Source organism: [Actinomadura] parvosata subsp. kistnae, from assembly GCF_900323885.1.
In the GTDB taxonomy this organism is placed as follows: domain Bacteria; phylum Actinomycetota; class Actinomycetes; order Streptosporangiales; family Streptosporangiaceae; genus Nonomuraea; species Nonomuraea composti.
The window spans coordinates 1,731,544-1,751,778 of the sequence record NZ_OOHJ01000018.1; the positions used below are offsets into that span (position 1 = coordinate 1,731,544).

At 72.4% G+C, this 20,235-nt stretch carries 21 protein-coding genes; 8 read left to right on the forward strand and 13 right to left on the reverse strand.

Going from position 1 to position 20,235, the window contains the following annotated elements; translation table 11 throughout:
- Positions 1 to 191: 191 nt before the first annotated feature.
- Together KIS93_RS28025 and KIS93_RS28030 are read left to right on the forward strand one after the other, a co-directional pair.
- The gene (locus KIS93_RS28025; protein ID WP_080044881.1) at positions 192 to 1,226 is read left to right on the forward strand and encodes a LacI family DNA-binding transcriptional regulator; all 1,035 of its coding nucleotides are present in this window, start codon (positions 192 to 194) and stop codon (positions 1,224 to 1,226) included.
- Positions 1,227 to 1,366: 140 nt separating this feature from the next.
- Positions 1,367 to 4,366, forward strand: a complete 3,000-nt coding sequence (locus tag KIS93_RS28030) for a hypothetical protein (protein ID WP_080044880.1) — start codon at positions 1,367 to 1,369, stop codon at positions 4,364 to 4,366.
- 1 nt (position 4,367) lies between these two features.
- Here KIS93_RS28030 and KIS93_RS28035 read toward each other — a convergent pair whose 3' ends face one another.
- From KIS93_RS28035 to KIS93_RS28065, 7 genes are all read right to left on the reverse strand, one after another.
- The gene (locus tag KIS93_RS28035; protein WP_230465765.1) at positions 4,368 to 6,164 is read right to left on the reverse strand and encodes a glycoside hydrolase family 2 protein; all 1,797 of its coding nucleotides are present in this window, start codon (positions 6,162 to 6,164) and stop codon (positions 4,368 to 4,370) included.
- A gap of 16 nt (positions 6,165 to 6,180) precedes the next feature.
- Positions 6,181 to 6,663, reverse strand: a complete 483-nt coding sequence (locus KIS93_RS28040) for a hypothetical protein (protein WP_155128980.1) — start codon at positions 6,661 to 6,663, stop codon at positions 6,181 to 6,183.
- A 246-nt stretch (positions 6,664 to 6,909) separates the two neighbouring features.
- Positions 6,910 to 7,260, reverse strand: coding sequence for a YdeI/OmpD-associated family protein (locus KIS93_RS28045; RefSeq protein WP_080044877.1), 351 nt, complete (start codon positions 7,258 to 7,260; stop codon positions 6,910 to 6,912).
- Entirely contained in the window at positions 7,257 to 7,685 is a 429-nt protein-coding gene (locus tag KIS93_RS28050; protein ID WP_080044876.1) for a VOC family protein, read from the reverse strand. Before KIS93_RS28050 ends, KIS93_RS28045 begins: the two co-directional genes overlap by 4 nt.
- A 105-nt stretch (positions 7,686 to 7,790) precedes the next feature.
- Complete coding sequence (locus tag KIS93_RS28055; protein ID WP_155128978.1) at positions 7,791 to 8,351, reverse strand: hypothetical protein; 561 nt, start codon at positions 8,349 to 8,351, stop codon at positions 7,791 to 7,793.
- A complete protein-coding gene (locus KIS93_RS28060) occupies positions 8,344 to 10,824 on the reverse strand; it encodes a polysaccharide lyase family 8 super-sandwich domain-containing protein (protein WP_080044874.1) in 2,481 nt (826 codons plus the stop codon). Before KIS93_RS28060 ends, KIS93_RS28055 begins: the two co-directional genes overlap by 8 nt.
- 72 nt (positions 10,825 to 10,896) lie before the next feature.
- Positions 10,897 to 11,355 (reverse strand): hypothetical protein, encoded by a 459-nt coding sequence (locus tag KIS93_RS28065; RefSeq protein ID WP_080044873.1) that lies wholly within the window; start codon positions 11,353 to 11,355, stop codon positions 10,897 to 10,899.
- A 244-nt stretch (positions 11,356 to 11,599) separates the two neighbouring features.
- Between KIS93_RS28065 and KIS93_RS28070 the strand changes: the two genes are divergently transcribed.
- Entirely contained in the window at positions 11,600 to 12,136 is a 537-nt protein-coding gene (locus tag KIS93_RS28070) for a nitroreductase family deazaflavin-dependent oxidoreductase (protein ID WP_080044872.1), read from the forward strand.
- 63 nt (positions 12,137 to 12,199) lie between these two features.
- Here KIS93_RS28070 and KIS93_RS28075 read toward each other — a convergent pair whose 3' ends face one another.
- The 4 genes from KIS93_RS28075 to KIS93_RS28090 form a co-directional block, all read right to left on the reverse strand.
- Complete coding sequence (locus tag KIS93_RS28075) at positions 12,200 to 12,532, reverse strand: DUF4326 domain-containing protein (protein WP_222107643.1); 333 nt, start codon at positions 12,530 to 12,532, stop codon at positions 12,200 to 12,202.
- A 10-nt stretch (positions 12,533 to 12,542) separates the two neighbouring features.
- On the reverse strand, positions 12,543 to 13,022 hold the full coding sequence (locus KIS93_RS28080; protein ID WP_080044871.1) for a phospholipase: 480 nt from the start codon (positions 13,020 to 13,022) through the stop codon (positions 12,543 to 12,545).
- Positions 13,023 to 13,118: 96 nt separating this feature from the next.
- Positions 13,119 to 13,541, reverse strand: coding sequence for a hypothetical protein (locus KIS93_RS28085; RefSeq protein ID WP_080044870.1), 423 nt, complete (start codon positions 13,539 to 13,541; stop codon positions 13,119 to 13,121).
- Positions 13,542 to 13,708: 167 nt separating this feature from the next.
- Complete coding sequence (locus tag KIS93_RS28090; protein WP_186404486.1) at positions 13,709 to 14,977, reverse strand: cytochrome P450; 1,269 nt, start codon at positions 14,975 to 14,977, stop codon at positions 13,709 to 13,711.
- Positions 14,978 to 15,042: 65 nt separating this feature from the next.
- Here KIS93_RS28090 and KIS93_RS28095 point away from each other — a divergent pair, with 65 nt between their 5' ends.
- The 4 genes from KIS93_RS28095 to KIS93_RS28110 all read left to right on the forward strand — a co-directional run bounded on the left by KIS93_RS28095 (position 15,043) and on the right by KIS93_RS28110 (position 17,510).
- Complete coding sequence (locus KIS93_RS28095; RefSeq protein ID WP_155128976.1) at positions 15,043 to 15,903, forward strand: hypothetical protein; 861 nt, start codon at positions 15,043 to 15,045, stop codon at positions 15,901 to 15,903.
- Between the two features lie 72 nt (positions 15,904 to 15,975).
- On the forward strand, positions 15,976 to 16,413 hold the full coding sequence (locus tag KIS93_RS28100) for an anthrone oxygenase family protein (RefSeq protein ID WP_080044868.1): 438 nt from the start codon (positions 15,976 to 15,978) through the stop codon (positions 16,411 to 16,413).
- 56 nt (positions 16,414 to 16,469) lie between these two features.
- Positions 16,470 to 16,958, forward strand: coding sequence for a GNAT family N-acetyltransferase (locus tag KIS93_RS28105; protein ID WP_186404487.1), 489 nt, complete (start codon positions 16,470 to 16,472; stop codon positions 16,956 to 16,958).
- Positions 16,959 to 17,039: 81 nt separating this feature from the next.
- The gene (locus KIS93_RS28110; RefSeq protein WP_080047456.1) at positions 17,040 to 17,510 is read left to right on the forward strand and encodes a PPOX class F420-dependent oxidoreductase; all 471 of its coding nucleotides are present in this window, start codon (positions 17,040 to 17,042) and stop codon (positions 17,508 to 17,510) included.
- A gap of 5 nt (positions 17,511 to 17,515) precedes the next feature.
- Here the strand turns inward: KIS93_RS28110 and KIS93_RS28115 are convergent, their stop codons facing one another.
- A complete protein-coding gene (locus KIS93_RS28115; protein WP_080044866.1) occupies positions 17,516 to 18,136 on the reverse strand; it encodes a TetR/AcrR family transcriptional regulator in 621 nt (206 codons plus the stop codon).
- A gap of 63 nt (positions 18,137 to 18,199) precedes the next feature.
- On the opposite strand from KIS93_RS28115, the gene KIS93_RS28120 reads away from it, so the two are divergent.
- Positions 18,200 to 18,856 carry a hypothetical protein gene (locus tag KIS93_RS28120; RefSeq protein ID WP_186404488.1) on the forward strand — a complete coding sequence of 219 codons (657 nt, stop codon included), beginning with the start codon at positions 18,200 to 18,202 and terminating at the stop codon, positions 18,854 to 18,856.
- On the opposite strand, the gene KIS93_RS28125 is transcribed toward KIS93_RS28120, so the two are convergent.
- Positions 18,838 to 20,214, reverse strand: coding sequence for an FAD-dependent monooxygenase (locus KIS93_RS28125; protein ID WP_080044865.1), 1,377 nt, complete (start codon positions 20,212 to 20,214; stop codon positions 18,838 to 18,840). The two genes, KIS93_RS28120 and KIS93_RS28125, sit on opposite strands and share 19 nt — an antisense overlap.
- Positions 20,215 to 20,235: the final 21 nt, after the last annotated feature.

Here is a 20,235-nt window from a genome sequence, read left to right on the forward strand (position 1 = left end):
GGCTCTCGCCGTGCCCACGTCGTGGAGCCCACTGCGTCGTGAATCGATTCACGACGTTTCGGGCACATTACGGGGGCGGTCTCGGCGATGTCAATGAGGTGACGGCGCTTCCGGACGATTTCGTGAATCCATTCACGGGTCCGCTAGGCTGAGGCCCGACATCGCTCGGGAACGCGTGAGTGAGGAGCCCGATGGCCGCCGGATCAGCGCCGAAGCAGTCGAAGGCCGACGTCTCCACCCCCACGGTCGCCGACGTCGCCGCCCGCGCGGGCGTCTCGCGCGCCACCGTCTCCTACACCTTCACCCAGCCGGGCCGGGTCTCCCCCGACCTGCGGCGGCGCGTCATCGAGGCCGCCGACGAGCTCGGCTACGTCGGCAACGAGGCGGCCCGCCGGCTCCGCGTGGGCCACAGCCTGGCCCTCGGGCTGCTGGTCTCCAACATCGGCAACCCCGTCTACGCCGAGCTCGCCGCCGGCGCCGAGGCCGAGGCCGCCGCCCACGGCCGCTTCATCCTCGTGGCCAACAGCGACGAGAGCCAGGAGCGCGAGCGCGCCTACCTGAGCTTCTTCGAGTCCCAGCAGGTCAGCGGCATCCTCGCGGCCCCCGTCGGCGACGTGCCCGAGGAGCTGCTCGGCATGGGCCGCAGGGGCACGCCGTTCGTCCTGGTCGGCACGGCCACGGGGCCGCACAGCTATCCGGCGATCTCCGGCGACAACGAGCGCGGCGGCCACCTCGCGGCCACCCACCTGCTCGACCAGGGGCGGCGGCGGCTGATCTTCATCGGCGGCCCGCACCCCCACGTCGACCTGCGGCTCGCGGGGGCCAAGCGGGCGGTCGAGGAGTCCGGCGAACCCGCCTCGCTGGAGATCATCCGGGTGCAGGTGCAGACCGCGAAGGTCGGCGAGGCGGTCGCGCGCACGCTGCTGCGCCGGCCGGCCGACGGCTTCCCCGACGGCATCGTGGCCGGCAACGACCTGCTCGCGCTGGGCCTGCTGCACGGGCTGATCATGGGCGGGCTGCGGGTGCCGGAGGACCTGTCCCTGGTCGGGTACGACGACATAGAGTTCGCCGACTTCGCCATCGTGCCGCTGACCACCATCCGTCATCCGTCGGCGGCGCTCGGCGCGAGTGCCGTGCGCATCCTGCTGGGAATGGAGACGGAACGCGACACGCTGGGGCGTTTCGAGCCCGAGCTGGTGATCCGCGAGACCTCCCTGCCCGGCTGATCAGGGGTTGTTGACACGGCCGCGAGGCCGCTCGTAGGCTCCGCCCCATCGCATTGTCGTGAATCGATTCACGATCATGGTAGCCACATCAGCGCAGGTCACGTCCCTCTCCGCGCTGGCACCCCCTGGAAGGCACCATCATGAGCCAGAAACGCGTCGCCGCGGTGGCCATCACCGCGGCGCTGGCGCTGACCCCCGCCACCCCCGCCGCCGCAGCCCCGCAGCAGGCCCCGCTCCCCGAGGTCGCCGCCCTCGACCCCGGCACGATCGACCTCGCCGACTTCACCGGCCTCGAACAGCAGATCGCCCCCTACCTGGGCAACCTCGCCCGCCTGGCCAACAGCGTCAACGACGACAGCGCCACCGACTACGGCTTCATCACCTGCGGCTGCTGGCGCACCGGGCAGGGCCCGAGCGACGCCCGCGTCATGGAGAACGTCCTCACCCTCGCCTACTTCTACACCGCCGACCGCCCCTGGAACCCCTACCACCGCGACCCGGCCCTGCGCGGCCGGCTGGAGGCCGCGCTGCGGTTCCTGCTGACCACCCAGAACGACGACGGCTCGTTCCCGCAGGGCTCCGGCGACGTGCACTCGCGGGCCGCCACCGGGTTCGCGCTGGAGCTGTACGCGATCATGCTGGACCTCCTCGACGCCGACGGCACGCTCGACCCCGCCCTGGTCACCGGGCTGACCACGGCCATGAAGGCCGCGAGCAGGTGGTTCCTGGAGGACGAGGAGGTGTGGGGGCCGCGCGGCGCCCAGTTCGCCAACCAGGTCGCCGGCGGCCTCGTCGGCGTCTCCCGCCTGCTCCCCCGCTTCGGCGACGCCGCCCTGCGCACCCGCTTCGAGCAGCGGCTGGCCGAGCACGAGCGGGTCTCGCAGAGCGAGGCCGGCTTCTACCGCGACGGCACGGTCGCCCACCGCTACAGCCTCGAAGTCGAGTCGGAGGACCTGGCCGGCTGGGCCGACCCCGCCACCCGGCCGGTCATCGACCGGATGCAGGGCCGCTACCTGGACTGGGCCCAGTACAACCTGCTCTACGACCAGGCGCTCGACGGCTACTTCATCAACACCGCCATCGACTCCCGGCACCGCGGCTGGAACTACGCCGACGAGCTGCCCATCGGCTCCAACAACCTCTGGGGCGCAGTGCTCCCGCAGGCCCGCGCCTACTCGGCCACCCGGGAGGAGACCGAGCAGCGCCGCGCCGCGTTCGCGAAGGCCGGCTGGCAGACCTCCGTCGCCCCGCTCATCGCCCCGACCTGGGCCTACCTCGACCCGGCGATCATCAGGGACGTGGCGCTGGGCGAGGAGTACCACCCGGCGGCGGCCGAGCGCCTGGCCGCCATCAAGACGCTGCGCCCCTACGCCGGCGCCCCGTACACCGAGCACCGCGCCGACTCCGTCACCGGCCAGCGGTTCGTCTTCGCCAAGCGCACCGCGTACGCCGTCGGCCTGGGGTTCGGCAAGCACGTCACCACCCAGTACGGCTTCTGGGACAACCAGCGGTTCGGCCTCAACTACCTGTACGACCCGAAGCTCGGCGTCATCGTCCAGGGCCAGAACGCGCCCCAGATCGGCGCTCCCCGCACCCGGCCCGGGGACGCGGAGCTGTCGTGGGGCACCGGATGGACGGCGGCGGACGGCCTCCACTTCGACTCCTACGACCAGCCCGTGCCCGCCTTCTACCGCGACGGCGCCCCCGTGGACCCGGCGACGGCCGGCGACCTCGACGACCTGGAGATCCGGTACGCGGCGGCGGGCGGCACCAAGTCCGTGACCCTGGACGACCGGCTGCGGGTGCGCGTCGAGGCCGGCTCCACGCCGTTCTTCGAGCGCATCCCCCTCGTGCTGGACGCGGACGACACCGTGCGGTGGATCGGCGGCGGGCCCGTGGCTGTCGGCTCGCGCTCCGAAGCCGCGAACGTCTCCGGCGTCGTCGTCAACCGCGACGGCCGCAGCCTGGAGATCCGCTGGTCCGGCACCGGCTCGGCGGTGCTGTGGCCGTCGTCCTTCCCCGTGGCGAGCGGCAAGCGCACGCTCCAGGTGCTCGATGTCAAGGCCCAGGGCACGCTGGCGTACGACCTGCGGGTGGTGGACGACGCGTGCGCCGGCTCGGACGAGCGGGCGCACGTCTTCATCGGCGACCGCGACACCGGCGTGGCCAACGCGGACGACGGCACCGGCTGCACGGTCGCCGACCGCCTGCGCGCCGGCGACCAGTGGGACGGCCACCACGCGTTCGTCACCCACGTCACCAAGACCACCGCGGCGCTGGTCCGTAAGGACGTGCTGAGCCGGCGCGACGCCGCCCGCCTGGTCGCCGCGGCGGCCCGCTCCGACGTCGGCAAGAACCTCGTCACCGCCTCGCTCGGCGCGGCGGAGGCGGTGGCGGGCACGCGCGTCGAGGTGCGGCTCTCCGGCCGCACGATCCGCGAGGCGACGGTGTCGGGCCCCTGCCTGGCCGAGCCCGTAACCACCCAGGCGACCGCGCAGGTCACCGTGCGGGAGACGACGCTGCCCGGCCCGTGCCCGCTCACCGTCCGCACCGTACGCACCAGCGGCACGACCGAGCTGGACACCCTCCCGCTGACCGTCGTGCCGGACGCCCAGGGTGTCGTCTTCCGCGACAGCTTCTCCGCGCCGTCGCAGGCGTGGACCGTCGTGGACGGCGCCTGGAGCGTCACCGGCGGCGTCTACCGCCAGCAGGACACGACCAGGACGGGCTGGCGCAGCTACGTCAACGGCCTGACGATCGCCGACGGCGCGGTGGAGACCCGCGTCGACTTCCGCACACTCGCGACCTCGACCGCGTTCGCCGGCGTCCAGGTGCGCACCGCCCAGCCGGGAGACGCCTACACGCAGTCCGGCTACCTCGTCTACCTGCGCCCCAACGGCTCCGTGGACGTCTACAAGGCCGGCAAGGGCGTGCTCGCGACCGGCACGGGCGCGGCGGTCAGCGGCCCGACGAGGCTCCGGGTCGAGCTGCGCGGCGCCGAGCTGCGGGCCTTCGTCGGCGACGAGCCGTCGCCGCGCGTCACCGTGACCGACCCGGACCCGGTCACCGGCGCGGGCTCCGTCCAGCTCGTCACGGGCCGGGCCGCGGTCGACTTCGACGACGTCCGGGTGATGAGGTGACTCAGCGCTCGCAGGCGGCCGGCCGCGACTGGGCCGCGCGGACCCGCTCGACGTCGAGCTTGTCCGTGCGGTCGAAGCGGTAGATGCCGTTCTCCTCCTGGAAGACGTCGGTGAGCTGCGTGTAGCAGTAGCCGAACATGTCGGGGTCGTCGAGCAGCACCCCGGTCAGCCCGGCGAAGCGGGCGTGGAACTCCTCCTCGTCGCGCACGCGCTGCCCGTAGCCCCAGGAGCCGACGCGGGCGGCGTCCTGCTCGGTGCCGGCCAGCTCGGGGTTCCACCAGATGCCGCCGTACTCGCTGACGAAGTACGGCTGCCCCCGGTACGGGACGGAGACGGGCCGGCCGCCGTCGGCGGTGTTGACGTACGGCTCGTCCTTGCCCAGCCCGCCCACCTGCGCGGCGAACGCCGCCGGGTCCTGCTCGTAGTTGTGCGCGTCGTAGACGTCGGTCTCGGGCACCCGGTGGCTGTAGCCGGAGGCGTCGAGGACGGGGCGGGTGGGGTCGGCCAGCTTCGTGGCCAGGAACAGGGCGCGGGTGACGTCGTCGAGCTGGGTGACCCGGTCGTCGATGGCCTGGCCCGTCTCGTTGAGCGGGCACCAGCCGATGATGGACGGGTGCGAGTGGTCGCGCTCCAGGACCTCCAGCCACTGGGTGACGAACGACGCCGTGGGGTGCTGCTCCAGCCCGTCGAAGGCGCCCCAGTCGCCGAACTCGCCCCACACCAGGTAGCCGAGCCGGTCGGCGTGGTAGAGGAAACGCTCCTCGAACACCTTCTGGTGCAGCCGCGCGCCGTTGAAGCCGGCGGCCGTCGCCAGCTCGATGTCGCGCAGCAGGGCGGCGTCGGAGGGGGCGGTCATGAGGCCGTCGGGGTAGTAGCCCTGGTCGAGGACGAGCCGCTGGAAGACGGGCCGGCCGTTGATCAGCACGCGCCTGCCGTCGATGGCGACGGAGCGCAGCCCGGCGTAGCTGTCCACGGCGTCCGTGATCGCGCCGCCGGCGTCGAGCAGCTCGATCCGCACGTCGTACAGGAAGCCCTCGCCGGGCTCCCACAGGCGGACCCGGTCCGCGGGCAGCTCCAGGCGCAGGGACGGGGCGAGATCCACGTCGGCGCGCGCGGTCGCGGTCGCGACGGGGCCCCCGGCGTCGGAAACGGTCACGCGGACCGTGCTGCCCGGCCGGTTGGCCGACAGCGGGGTGACGACGGTGAAGGAGGACGTCGCCACCTGCGGAGTGATGCGCGGCCGGCGCAGGTGCACGTCGGGGACCGGCTCCAGCCACACCGTCTGCCAGATGCCGGTGGTGCGGGTGTAGAGGCACTCGTAGTTGCCGTAGCGGGTGGACTGCTTGCCTCGCGCCTGCGGCCCGTGACGGGGGTCGCGGGCGCGTACGACGATCGTCGCGTCCTCGCCGGGGCGGGCCACGTCCGACAGGTCGGCCGTGAACGGCGAGAAGCCGCCGCGGTGGCGGGCCACCTCCACGCCGTTCACCCACACGGTGGCGTCGTGGTCGACGGCCCCGAAGTGCAGCAACGTGCGGCGGCCGGCCCACGCGGCGGGGATCGGCACCGTGCGGCGGTACCAGACCGCCTCCATGAAGTCGGTGTGCCCGAGCCCCGACAGCTCCGACTCGGGCGCGAACGGCACGGTGATCGTCCCCGCGAGGTCCCGCTCGCGCAGGCCGCGCTCCAGGCCGGAGTCGGCGGCGTCGATCTCGAACTGCCACTGCCCGTTGAGGTTCAGCCAGTCGGGGCGGACCATCTGGGGGCGCGGATATTCCGGACGCGGAAGGTCAAGGGCCACGGGCCTCATCGTAGGGTCAGACGAACAGCAGGACGATGATCGCAATGCCGAGCGTGAAGTCGAGCACGGCACAGAACTCGGCGAGCGACCGGGTCACCACCTGGTTCGCCCGCCACACGATCACGTCCTGCACGGCGTGGCCGATGAGGGCCGCCGCGACCAGACACGTGCCGAGCACCGGGTCCAGCGACAGGGCGACCAGCGCCGCCGCCCCCAGGACGAGCATCAGCGGGATCTGCACGGCGGCCAGCCTGGGCCGCCGCGGCAGGTCGCTCACCAGGGCGAGCACGACGACGGTGACCGCCCCCGCGACCAGCATCGTCCACAGCTCGCCGCCGAGCACCCGCACCACCGTCACCCCCACGACGGCCGCGCCGAACAGGATCCACACCGCTCCCGGCCGCCCGACGAGGGCGGTGCCGAGGTAGATGAGGGCGGCGAGGAAGACGATGAGCGCCTGGCCGCGCCCGTCCTGCTCGTCCGCGACGGAAAGCGCCATCGCCGCCAGGCCCGCCAGGGTCGGCCAGCGGTGAGCGAGAAAACCCAGCACCCGGCCCGCGGACAGGCGGTCCGCGGGGAGCCGATCGGCGGGGATTCGGCCAGCGGGGATTCGGTCGGCGGAGAGGCCGTCACCGGCCGGGGAGGGGGAAACGTCTGCCATGCCCCCGACCCTCCCCTTCCGGGCCGCCCGGCGTCCCGCTGCGCCCGCCGGGCCGTCCGGAATCCTGGGCATCCGGTCCGATCGTCACCCGATCCGGCCGGCGGCCCCGCCCTCGTGGGCCTCGACGGCGGCGAGGCCGGCCGGGCGCATGCGGCCCTGCTCGCGCAGCCGCGCCACCCGGTCGAGGTTGCGCTGCGACCAGCGGCTGCGCGGCCGGCGCGGGCTGTAACGCTGCAGGTACGTGGCGGCGTCGCGGCGGCGGGTCAGGCCGTCGATCCAGCCGTGGCACAGCGCCTCCTCCAGAGCCTGCTCGTACGTGAGGCTCGTCGGCCGCGTCGTGCCCTTCTTGGCCAGCACCACCCACGCCTCGCGCTCCGTGCCGTGGTGGCCGGCCAGCCAGCTCCGCCACGCGGCGGCGTCCTGGAAGATCATCATGACGTGCCCTTCATGGACGCGAGGATCTCCAGGTAGTGGGGGTTGTACATCAGGCCGAGGACGTTCCCCCAGGGGTCGATGACGGAGGCGGTGATGAACCCGTCGCCCCGGTCGTGGACCGGGTCGTGCTCCTTGGCGCCCATCGCCACGAGCCGCTCGACCGCCGCCGGCACGTCGTCGACATGCCAGTGGATCATGGCGCCGGCGGGCCGGCCGATCGTGGCGGGGTCGGGCGTCATGGCCAGGGGCGTGCCGGCGTACTGACTGTGGATGACGCCGAACTCGTGCTGGTAGTCGCCGATGCGCCACTCCATGTACGCCGGGGTGTCCATGTACGGCGGGATGCCGAACAGCTCGGTGTACCAGCGCTTGGTCGCCTCGAAGTCGGGCGAGTAGAAGGCGGTGGTGCTGAGTCCCCGCAACATGTCGTGCTCCTCTCGGTGGGTTCGTACGTTCATCATCAACCCCTAAAGTGCTCACCAATTGAGCACTTTTCCGAGCGAGTTTTCACGGCCGGAGAAATACCACTTTCACGGCCAGAGGAACACCAGGAGAGTGAGGGCGAGGGTCAGGGCCACGAAGCCGGGCGTCCTGGGCCGGCGGGCGGCCTCCCGCCGCGACGCGACGACCAGCGAGACGATCAGGGTAAGCGCGGCGAGCAGGTGCAGGCCGTACCAGACGACGATCGGAACCCCGCCGAGAGCGGTGCCGGCGAACAGGTCGTCCACCGAGCCGTAGCCGCCCAGCATGCCGGCCACGGTCAGGCCCAGGCCGAGCCACGCGGGCGCGTACCGGAAGTGCCCGAGCATCGCCCAGACGACGGTGCCCAGCAGGAGCAGGGTGGTGGAGCTGAGGTGCAGCTGCCGGAGGAGCAGGCCGCCGCGCACGTCGAAGCTGATCTCCAGCGCCGACTGGTAGGCGGCGCTCATGGGGACGCCGCGCAGCGGCTCGTAGCCGCCGTCGTAGAACACCTCCTCGCCGGAGGGCGCGTAGTGCAGGGCCAGGAAGGCACCGGTGGCCAGGACGACCGCGAAGCAGTAGATCAGCATCTCGCCCACGAGCTGCCTGGCCCGCTCCACCCGCTCAGTCAAGGGTCGCGGTGAACGAGCGGCCGTAGGCCTGGTGGGTGGTAGCCCGGATCAGGGTGCCACCCGGCACGCGGCGCACCGTCACGCCCTCGTCGGCCGTGACCGTCCGGAGGCGGGGCCCACGCACGACGACGGAGACGCGCTCGCGTTTCATCGTGGGATCCGACAGCGCCACCGTCGTACGCCCGCCCGACGACCGGACGATCACCGCGGCGGGCCCGTCCACGAGCAGGCGCTCGACCTCGCGCGGGCCGTCGGTGAACACGTTGCAGGCCACGATCCCGAGCCCCTTGTGCCGCACGGCCTGCACGTGCCGGTCGTTGGCCAGGACGCTCACCGGGCCGCCGGCGTAGGCACGCAGGGCCCGCTCGGTGGCGTTCGGGACGAGCGCGTAGGCGAAGGCCGGCACGTCACCCCCGATCGCCGCGGTGAACACGTTCTTGGTGATGCTGGTGTCAGGGTTACTGGTCCGCACGACCCGGCGGCTGCGGGTGACCGTCTCCAGCCCCGCCGACACCGGCTGCCTGGTCAGGAACGCGTAGCCGACGGCGGTGCCGCGGGTGCCGTTGGCGTAGCGCAACCAGCGCGGCGCGACGGCGGCGCCCGGTTGCCAGGCCCGCCCGTCCCACTGCTCCCCGGTCAGCGCCACCGCGTCGCCGGGCGCGGCGATGCGGCTGTCCACCGTGGTCACCACGTCGCGACCGCCCTGCCCCGAGACGCCCGCGGCCAGCACCACGATCTCGTCGTCGAACATGAACCACGACTTGGTCGCCCGCGCGTTCCGGTAGGCGACGAAGTCGTCCGGCAGGAGGCCGGCCTGCTTCGCCGTGTACGCCGCGTCGTCCGACTGCACCATGCCCGCGACGCCGTACGCGCCGAGCGTCGCCCCGCCGGAGAACGCGTTCCCGGCCCGCGGGAAGTACACGTAGGTGTTCTGCGACTCCGAGGAGGAGGTGAAGTTGAGCGGGTGCCCCGGGTTCTCGTACCAGAGGCGGCCGTACAGCTCGGGCACCGTCCGCCGCTCCTCCACCGGCGCGGTGACCCCGGCCAGCCGGTACGGCGAGACGGCCGTGTAGTAGTCGACCCCGAACACCTCCCGCTGGTCCTCACCCGCGAGATACAGGTAGTACGCCCCGTCGCCCTGGAACCACGGCATCAGGTTCTCGCCGCTCATGTACTCGTACTTGCTGATCCGCTCGGAGCTGCGCGCCAGCGCGAACGCGTAGCCGGGGCGGCGGTGCACGGTGCGGTCCATGGCGTTGAACGCGACGCACCGCGCGGGCGGGTTCAGGTCCGCGGCCGGGACGGAGGCGTCAGCGCGGATGGCGGCGTAGCGGGCGATGCTCACCGGCGAGACGAACGCGGCCGTGTCCGCCGCCGGCAGGAACCTGAGGTACTTCTTCAGCGGCAGCGCGTCCTCGACGTGGTCGGCCAGGTCGGCGATGGCCTCCACGACCACGCCGATGTCGGTGTAGCCGCTGGAGGTGCGCGAGACCGCCCGCCCCTTGACGATCTCCATCATCCAGCCCTCGAAGATGAGCGGCGCGAAACCGTCGGTGACCCACCGCTGCACCACGGCCGGCAGGTCCTGCCCGCCGCTCGTCACCCCTTCGAGCATCTTCAGCGTCTGCACGACGCGGGTCAGCAGGCTGCGGCCGTACGAGCCGGTGTAGGCGACCGAATGGTGCTGGATGAACGAGCCGTCGCGGTAGTAGCCGTCGGTGTTGCCGTGCTCCAGCCGGTACGGGTCGATCGTGGCGAACACGGTGGCCTGGTCGGCGACGGCCTTGGTGACGCGGGCGTCGTCGGCGGTGAGCGCGCCCTGGAGGATGCGGTTGGCGGTGATGTCGGCCAGGTTCGCCCCCGTGTGGAAGCGGGAGTCGAGGTCGACGTCGCCGTTCTTGCCGTTGCGCAGGTAGGCGTCCATGGAGGCGATATAGGTGGCCGTCAGGTCACCGCGTAACTCCTCGGGCAGCAGCACGAGCGTCCGGCTCACGTGCGTGGGGATGCCGATCTCCCAGTTGTGCCAGTTGCCGTAGTATCCGGCCGCCTGGTCGCCGAAGTACCGCTCGTGCAGCCAGCGCAGGCCGTCGGCGACCCGCTGCCGCGCGGCGGCGTCACCGTCGAGCGCGCTGCCGGGCGTCCGCGTGGCCAGCGCGATCTCGTACAGGTACTGGTAGGCCAGCCGGAGGTTGACGTCGTCGGTGCCCAGCGCCAGCCCGGCGAACAACTCCCCGCTGCCCGCCTGCGCCATGGCGGTCAGCCGCTGCCTGGCCGTGCTGACGATGGTGGCGAGCTTGCCCGCCACCTCGGGACGGGCGTTGACGTCGGAGGTGCCGGCGAAGATCGCGACAGTGTTGGCGAGCAGTCGCGCGTGGTCGATCGCGGCGGCCCGCGCGGGGGCGGCGGCGACGGCGGCGAGCAGGCCGGCTCCGGGGATCAGGGAGAGAGCCTGGCGGCGGGACAGGTGCGGCACGGCGAGCTCCAGGCCGTTCGGAGGATACGCTGGAGCTCACCGTACATGATCTTCAGGAGCCTTCACAGGCCCTCACTTCGACAGGTAGAGGGTCTTCCACGTGCCCGCGTACAAGCAGTTGAGCGACGGCTTGGCCGCCTTGGCCTCCGAGCACACCTTCAGCTCCACCTGGTAGACGTCCCGATACTTGAAGCTGAACGGCTTCGGGGTGCCGTAGGAGCAGTCGCGGGCCCAGCGCTCCTTGTTCGGCAGGTTGCTGCCCGACCGGTACGTGATGCGGAAGACCGCCCAGCCGCAGCTCGTGCCGCGGGTCCTGTCCTCCACCTTGCCCGCGATGCGCACGACGTCGGCGGTGGGCAGGTCCGCGTGGTCCTCGCCCGTGGCGGTCAGGGTGCCGCTGGTCTTGGCCGCCTTGCCGGGCGCGTGGTACGGACCCCACGCGCCGCTCGCCGCGCCGGCTGCCTGGGTGGTGAGGGCCAGGGTGGCGGTGGCGGCGATGGTCAGGGCGGCGAGGGTACGGGGGATCGCCATCGGGACCGTCCTTTCGAAGGGGGATGCCCTCACTGTGCGGTCGCCCGATTTCAGCGGGCTTGCTCCTGCTTTCAACCTTCTTGCCCGTCATCGAAAGCGGTCAGGATCGCCGATCCTGCGCCACGGCGGAGCCGGACCGCAGCGCGGCGGAGCCGGACCGCAGCGCGGCGGAGCCGGACGGCCGAGCATAGGCTGGACATGTCCGGACATAGGCCCATGCAGTGACCGACGAGAGGTGCGGCACATGGCCGACGCGACCCCCGACGCGACCCCCGACCCGGCTCCCGACCACCCTGCCCAGCCCGCCCAGCCCGCCCAGCCCGCGCAGCCCGCCCAGCCTTCCCGCCCACCCCGGCAGTTCCGCTCCAGCCGGGGCCGCCGCGTGGGCGACGCCATCATCAGCGTGTTCATCCGCGCCGGCCTGGTGCCGCACTCCTACCTGCTCACCACCCGGGGCCGCAAGAGCGGGCTCCCCCGCGTCAACCCGGTGACCGTGGTCGAGCACGCCGGCAAGCGCTGGCTGGTCGCCCCCTACGGGGTCGTCTCGTGGGTGCACAACGTCCGCGCGGACGGGCACGTGAGCCTGCGCCGCCGCTTCGAGACCCGCGCCTACACCGTGCGGGAGGCCACCCCGCAGGAGGCCGGCCCGGTGCTCAAGCGCTACATCGCCATCGCGACCCCGACCCGCCCGTACTTCCTGGCCACCCCCGACTCCCCCGTGGAGGATTTCGTCGCCGAGGCCGGCCACCACCCGGTCTTCGAGCTCATCCCCGCGAGCTGAGCCCCTACGGCGTTCGTCCCCGCGAGCTGAGCTTCTACGGAGCCCAGCCTCGCCGGCCGGGATTCACGGCTCCTGCCCCGCCACGACGGCCAGCAGCACGTCGGCGTGGCACTCCTGGTCGGGCTTGCACCAGCAGGCCAGATCCTGGCCCGCCAGCTCCTGACGGGCCCGCTCGACCAGCTCCGGATGCTCGCGCAGGTGCGCGCGGTACAGCTCGATCACCTCGGACCGCTCGTGCACCCGCCCGCCGCACGTCCGGCAGCCCTTGCCGCCCACGCTGTGCGGGCTGTTGTACGGGCTCGCCTTCAGCCCCGGCGCCGCCCTGCCGACGTACGTCGCGCCCTCCGGCACGTGCCCGTGGTACCTGTCGCCCTCGACCTTGACCCGCTGTGCCACCGTGGCCTCCTCAGACGACGGCTCCCAGCCGCCGTACCGCCTGATAGTAGGAGCGGGCCAGCCGGTCGCACGCGGTCCTGCGGATCTGCGCGTACGTGGCGCACACCTGGCTCATGTCGAACAGGAAGGCCCGGTCGACGTGCTCCTTGTTGGCCGGGAAGCGGCCCACCGCCTTGTAGTTGCGGTACCCGAAGTCGTGCCGCACGCACGGCGTGGTGAAGTCGAAGCCGAGCGGCTTGTCGGGGCTGCCCGAGCACAGGTCGGTCGACCAGTCGAAGGCGTAGGGCGCCCAGGACGACCGGTCGTCCCGTGCGTGCCGCCAGGCGGCGGCGCTGCGGGCGGTGGGCTGGGTGAGCGCAGAGAGCGCGGCGAGTTTCTGCTGGAGCGTCACGGCGGGAGCCGGGAACGCGGCGGGATTCCGCTGCGGCGTCACGGCCGGGGCCGGGAACGCGGCGACCAGGGCGAGGGCGGCGAGCGATGATACGACCATGAGAGCCTGCTCCGTGAGACCAGGAAGCTGTCATGGGTAGCTTCGCGTGACCGCCCCGTCGTCCAGGCGGGATGCCGGGCAACGCCGGTTCAAGGTTTAGTAGATGCGGTACTTCTTGCCGCAGTTGTCGAACTTCCCGGCCCAGCAGGTGAAGGTGTAGACCTTCTTGATCCCCTTGCCGCTCCAGGCGCCGACGACCTCGCCATCCCACGACTTGTTGAACTTGTGCCACGAGCCGTTCTGGTAGTACTCGAACCACACCCAGCCCTTCTTGCCGCCGGGACGGTCCACGCCGTACCACTTCGTGAACACCTTGCCGTGCGAGGCCCACGTCTTGCCGTAGGTGTAGGCCTTGCGGTCGCTGGAGAAGAACTTGCCCCACTTGACGACCGTGACCGTGCTCGCGGCGGTGGTCGTGGTGGCGGTGGGCGTGGCGGCGTGGGCGACGGCCGGGCTGAGCGCCAGGGCGGTGACGGCCATCGAGCCGGCCAGGGCGGCGGTCGCGAGGGTCTTACGCATGATCGGGCTCCGTTTCCTTCGTGTCGGTGCTGCCGGGCTTGTCCCGACAGCAGGGACACTACGGAGACCGCGAGCGATCATCTGTGCAGGAATCCACACATCTGCCGTGATCAGTGCCACACGCGATCACGTCATCCGGCGGGCCCTCTCGTTCGTACGCGCGCCGGTCACCGGGGCGTCAGTCGCATCCGGATGTCGTCCTCGGCCCACAGCACGAACCGCTCCACCGGCACCACCGGATGGCCCTCGACCGGCTCGAAGCGGAACCGCTTCAGCAGCACCGCCAGCACCAGCTCGGCCTCCACCATGGCCAGGCTCGCCCCCTCGCAGCTGCGCGGCCCCAGCCCGAACGGAACATAGGCGAACCGGGGGCGGCCTGCCGACGCCTCAGGGGTGAAGCGTTCGGGGATGAAGGCGTGCGGGTCCGGCCAGTGCTCCGGGTTCAGGTGGACGGCCCAGAACGGGTAGAAGATGGTGGTGCCGGCCGGGATGGGGTGGCCGCCGAGGGTGAGGTCCTCGGTGGTCTCGCGGGCGCCGTACGGGCCAGGCGGGTAGAGACGCATCGACTCCTTGAGCGCCATCTCCAGGTAGGGCAGGCGTTTGAGGTCGGCGTACGACGGGGCGGGTCGCTCGCCGAGCACGTCGTCCAGCTCGGCGGCCACCCGGGCGGCGGCGTCGGGGTGGCGGGCCAGGAGGTGGAGGGTCCAGGAGACGGCCACGCCGGTGGTGTGGTGCGCGGCCAGCATGATCATGAGGACGGTGTCGCGGATGCGGGCCGCGCTCATGTCGGCCTTGACCAGGGCGGCCACCAGGTCGCTGCCGCCGGCCGCGAGGACGCCGTCCACGACCGCGCGCAGGTGGGCCAGCGCCTGCTCGGCCCGTGCCAGGTCGTCGTCGCTCTCGTGGCCGCGGCCCAGGTAGACGGTCAGCACGGTCTCGAACGCGCTGACCACCCCGGCGGGGTCGTCGATGTCGCCGCCGAGGGCGTACTGGCAGATCATGCGCAGCGACAGCGCGCTCAGGTCCTGCTGGAGCGCCACCTCACCCGCGGCGGCCCAGCGGTCGGCAAGGTCCGTGGCCAGGGCGGTGAACGCGGGGAAGTGAGCCTCGTGGGAGCGGCGGCCGGCGAGAACCGACAGCAGCGCCCGGCGGAACGGGCCGTGCTCGTCGGCGGGCAGGGTCTGCAGGTTGCCCGCCTCGCACAGCGGCTCCAGGAACGCGAAAAGCCGGTCCGAGCGGCTGTTGACGGCGGCCGTGGCCTCCAAAAGCACGGGATCGGCCACCGAGACGGCCGACGGAGCGCCGGGAAGCTGGAAACGCACCAGCGGGCCGTACCGTTCGTGCAGGTCGAGCTGGTAGGCGTGCAGGCCGCCCGCCGCCGTGATGGCGCTCAGCCCGCTGTCTGACTGGGTGGGAGGTCCGGGGATATCGCGCACGCCGCCACGGTCTCCCGATCTCGTTCGCTTGGCAACCCTCAGGACGATTCTGTCAAGATCACCACATGGTGCGATTAGGCGTGACGCTCGTGGCGGTGCTGCTGTTCCTCGGTGCGGCGCCGATGGCACTGCACAGGGCGTTCGAGGACGAGGCCGCCCTGGCCGTCTGGACCTGGCGGACCAGCGGCGCGGCCGAGCGGTGGCGCGACGGGTTCGTGCCGCTGGGAGAGCTGAGCGTGATCCCGCCGAAGGTGCTGGACAAGATCCGGCACGACGAGGAGTTCGGCTGGAAGGTGGCCGGCCCGCTGCCCGCGACCCCGGCGGAGGGGCAGGTGCGCTGGGACGACGGGACCACGAGGCGGGTGCCGCTGATCAGCGCCCGGCAGGCCCTGCTGGAGCAGTCGCCGTGGGGCGGCACGGACGCCGATTTCCCGGAGGACGAGAGCTACCACATGACCAGGGCCACGTTCACCACGATGCGGTTGAAGACGCTGCGCGGCATGGCAACCGTGCCCGCCTGGCGGCTGCGCTTCGCGGACCTGCCCGGCACGATCGACCAGGTGGCGATCGACTGGGACGCGCTCGGCCGGCTGGAGGACCTGATCGGAGATCGCATCGGCGGCGAGGAGGTCCACGACTACCAGCCGCTCGACGCGCGCACGCTGCTGGTGCGCTACAGCTACGGCGTCTGCGGTCGCGAGCCGCTCGACGTCCGGGTGCGGGTCGCCGAGCACGCCGACGTGGTGGTGCTGGGCATCGACGTCCCCGACCAGGGCTCCGGCATGTGCGCCGGCGTGGGGATGTCCGGCGAGGGCGTCGTCAGGCTCGACCGGCCGCTGGGCGACCGGGTGGTGCTGAACGCGGTGAGCAGGCTGCCCGTCCTGTGCGACCGGATCCCTGACGCATGCCATGACACGCACGAGTAGGTAGACGCTCGCGTATGGAAGCGAGCGCATCACCGCTGGACCGTCTCACTCGGTGGGCGTCACGATAAGACCATGCTTGCACTCGCGCTCATCACCCTCCTGCTGCACGGCGCCCTCACGGGCCTGTTCTACACCTTCTCCATGTCCGTCATGCCGGGCCTGAACGCCATCGACCCCGCCCAGGCCGAGGCCGCGATGCGCAGCATCAACCGCAAGATCCTCAACCCGTGGCTCTACCTCGCCTTCCTCGGCTCGCCGCTGGCGGCGCTGGTGACGGGCATCCTCGCGAACGGCCCGGCCGCCCTGTGGTTCTTCGCCGCCGCCGCGGTGAGCTTCGTGGGCTCGTTCCTCGTCACCGTGGCGATCAACGTGCCGATGAACAACGCGCTGGACGCCGGGACCATGTCGTTCACGGACTACTCGCCGCGATGGACGGCCTTCAACACGCTGCGCGCCGTGGCGTCGGCGGCCGGCCTCGTCCTGGTGGGGGTCGGGCTCGTCCAGCTGTAGGGATCGGAGCCGGCCGGGTTGACGGCGGGCGCCGGGAGCGCGCAGGCTCGGCGTCCGTGATCGAGATTCGCCGTGCCGGGCCCGGCGACGCGCCCGCCCTGCTCGACCTGCAGCTGCGGCTGGACGAGGAGAGCAGTTTCATGTTGCTGGAGCCGGGTGAGCGTGATCCGGTGCCGAAGCGGCTGCCGCCTGATGGGGCGTCGTTCGTGGTGGTGGCCATGGCGGAGGGCGGGGTGGCGGCCGGGTATGTGGAGGTGGAGGTGCTTCCGTACAGGCGCGCCCGGCGTACGGGATATGTCGTGATGGGGGTGCGGGCGGCGCACGCGGGGCAGGGGCTGGGGCGGCGGTTGCTGGAGCAGGCGGTGCGGGAGGCGCGGGCGGCCGGGATGGCGCGGCTGGAGCTGACCGTGATGAGTCACAACCTGCGGGCGCTCGGGCTGTACCTGGCGTGCGGCTTTCAGGTGGAGGGGTTGCGGCGCTCCGCGCTGGACGTGGACGGGCGGCGGGTGGACGAGTACTACATGGGGCTGCTGCTGGCGGCCTGACACGGAGGCGCGAGTGCCGCATGAGGCGGCTGGCGACGGTCTGAAAGGATCGGAGCACGTTCTGAAGTGAAAGGCATCGAGATGGCTCCGAACATCGCTACCGCCCGCCGCGTCGACCTGCCCGAACTGCTCGACTTCCTGCGCCCCCGGCACCACGGCCTGCTGTCCACGACCCGGGCGGACGGGCGGCCCCAGCTCTCGCCCGTCTCCTGCGGCGTGGACGAGAGCGGCCGGATCGTGGTCTCCACCTATCCCGACCGGGCCAAGGCGGTCAACGCCCGCCGTGACGACCGGGTGTCGATCTGCGTGCTGTCGGACGACTGGAACGGCCCGTGGGTGCAGGTGGACGGGCACGCGGAGGTGCTGGACATGCCGGAGGCGCTGGAGCCGCTGGTGGAGTACTACCGGTGCATCGCCGGCGAGCACCCCGACTGGGACGAGTACCGCGAGGCGATGCGGCGCCAGGACAAGTCGCTGATCCGCATCGCCATCGACCGCTGGGGGCCCATCGCGACCGGCGGGTTCCCGGCGCGCCTGGTGTCGGCGGACTGACCTGGTCAGGAAAGCAGCTCGCGCGCCAGGGCCTCGCCCCACCACCGCTCGACCCGATCCGGTGACCAGCCCCGTTCGACGGTGAGCGTGGTGTAGACGTCGATGCTGCACAGGCCCGCGTACACGTCGGTCGCGGCCCGCACGTCGAGGCCCGCGCGCAGGGTGCCGGCCGGCCAGGAGGAGAAGACCGCCACGCGGGTCTCATCGGCCCGGGCGCGGGCGTCACGGTAGACGGTGGCCAGCTCGGGCTCGGTGCGGCCGGCCTCGCGCAGCAGGGTGATGACGTCGCCGGCGCGCTCGTACAGCCTCCGGTCGAAGCCGGCCATCGCGGCGAGCTGGCGCTCGGGGCCGGCCTCGGGCGCCTCCAGCCCGGCCAGTTGCCGCTCCATGTCGGCCTCCAGCCCGGCCGCGTCGGCCAGGGCGCGGGTCAGGCCGGCCTTGTTGCCGTACACCGAGTAGACGGTCGGCACGGACACGCCGGCCTCGCGGGCCACGTCCCGTACGGTCGTCGCCGCCCAGCCCCGCTCGACGAAGAGCCGCCGCGCGGCCTCGGCGATCCCGGCCCGCGTCTCCAGCGCCTGCGCCGTGCGGCGCAGCGAGTCGTACTTGCGCGCTCCTTCACCCATGCCTTGCACCTTATGGCTTTACGCTGCTTATATTGAATATAACCATCGTAAAGGAGCTTCGCCATGCGCTTCTCCCGGCTCACCGGCCTGGCCGCCCTCGGCTTCGCCGCCTGCATCGCGGGCGCCAACCTGGTCCTGGCCCCGGCCGGCCTGCCCCTCGCCGGCTCGCCGATCGGCGCGGTCAACGCGTTCTACGCCGAGCACGGCGGCCTCGTCGGTCTCGTGTCCGCCCTCGCCCCCGCCACGTGGCTCCTGGCCACGCTGTTCGGCGCGGGCGCGGTCGCCGTCCTGTGGCGGTCGGATCGCGAGCGCGCCGAGGCGTGGTCGCTGGTGGGCTTCGCCGGCCTGCTCCTGCAGAACCTCACCTTCACCGGCGTCATCGCCACCCGCCTCGCCCTGGCCAGGACCGCGCCGGACGCCTCCCCCGACCTCTGGGCGCTGCACGACGCGGTCTTCACCCTCAACGGCACGTTCCTCGCGACCGCCCTCGTCGGCCTGTCCGTCGCCGGGCTGCGCGCCGGGTTCGTCCGGCTCTGGCATGGGGTGCTGGGGTTCGTGGCGGCGGCGCTCCAGTTCACCTCGGCCACGCTCGCCTACGCCGTCATGCGGGAGGAGGGGCCGCTCGGGCTGATCGGGCTCGCCGGCTGGCTGCTGTGGGTGGTCTGGATCGTGGTGTACGGGGTCCGCCTCGTCCGCGTTCCTCACACCATCGCCAGGTAGGCGGCCAGGTCGTCGGCCGAGGAGGTGGCGATGCCGACGTAGCCGTCCGGCCGGACGAGGGTGTGCCGTTCCGTGCCGTACGGCCGCGCGGGCACGTACGTCCGGACCTCAGGACCACCGGGGACGCGGGGCGCGGGGTCCGGAGAGAGCAGCGTGAAGTGCGGCCCCCTGAGCAGGTCGAACATGCGGGCCCGCCGCCCGTCCGCGAGCGTGATCGGGCCGTCGGGCACCCGCTCGCCGCCGCTCCTGGCAAGAGAGCCGCCCCGGTAGCTCAGCGAGAGCTGGTAGGTCTCCTCGTCGCGCTTGACCGACTTCCTGTCGTGCAGGCCCGCGCTGAGGCCGAGCACCCCGGCCGCGATCGGCCTGCGCTCCTCCTCGTACGTGTCCAGCAGCGCCTCCGGCGCCCCCGCCAGCACCCTGGCCAGCTTCCAGCCCAGGTTGTAGGCGTCCTGCACGCCGGTGTTGAGGCCCTGGCCGCCCGCCGGCGGGTGCACGTGCGCGGCGTCGCCCGCCAGGAAGACGCGGCCGGAGCGGTAACGGTCGGCGAGCCGGATGTTGACCCGGTAGAGCGAGGACCACAGCAGCTCCGTCAGCCGCACGCCGCGCAGCATCGACCGCTCCGCGAACAGCCGCTGGTACCAGGCCAGCGTCCGCTCCGGCTCGACGCCGGGCCTCAGCGTGGCGAGGAGCTGGAAGGTGTCGGTGCCGGCCATGGGGTACAGCGCCACCATGCCCTTGCCCGGCCGTACCCAGACGTGGATGTGCTCCCTGTCCAGGCCCGCCACCCGCACGTCGGCCAGCGCGCTGCGCTGCTCCTCGCGGGTCTCGCCGGTGAAGCCGACGCCGAGCGCCTTGCGTACGGGGCTCCTGCCGCCGTCCGCGGCGACCAGGTAACGCGCCCGCACGCTCTGCCCGGAGCCCAGCCTGGCCGTCACCCCGTCCGCGTCCTGCTCGAACCCGGCCAGCGCCACCCCCTGCTCCACCTTTCCGCCCAGCTCGGCCAGCCGCTCCCGCAGCACCGCCTCGGTGCGCCACTGCGGGTGCATCATGACCGTCGGGTACGGCACCGCGTCCGTGGCGGCGGCGGGCTTGTGCATGCGGGTCCGCCAGACGGGCACCCGGCCCATCCTGACCAGCAGCGGCGGGTACGGGGTGGCGGTCGCGAGTATCGGCGCGACCACGCCGAGGTCGTCGAAGACCTCCTGCGTGCGCGGCTGGAGGCCCTTGCCCTTGGAGCCGCCCGCGGGCTCGGGCGACTGCTCGACGACGCGGCAGGCGACGCCGCGGCGGGCCAGGTCGACGGCGAGGGTCAGGCCGGTCGGGCCGGCGCCTGCGATGAGAACGTCCGTGATGTCCATGGCCGCGACGGTGCCAGGGGG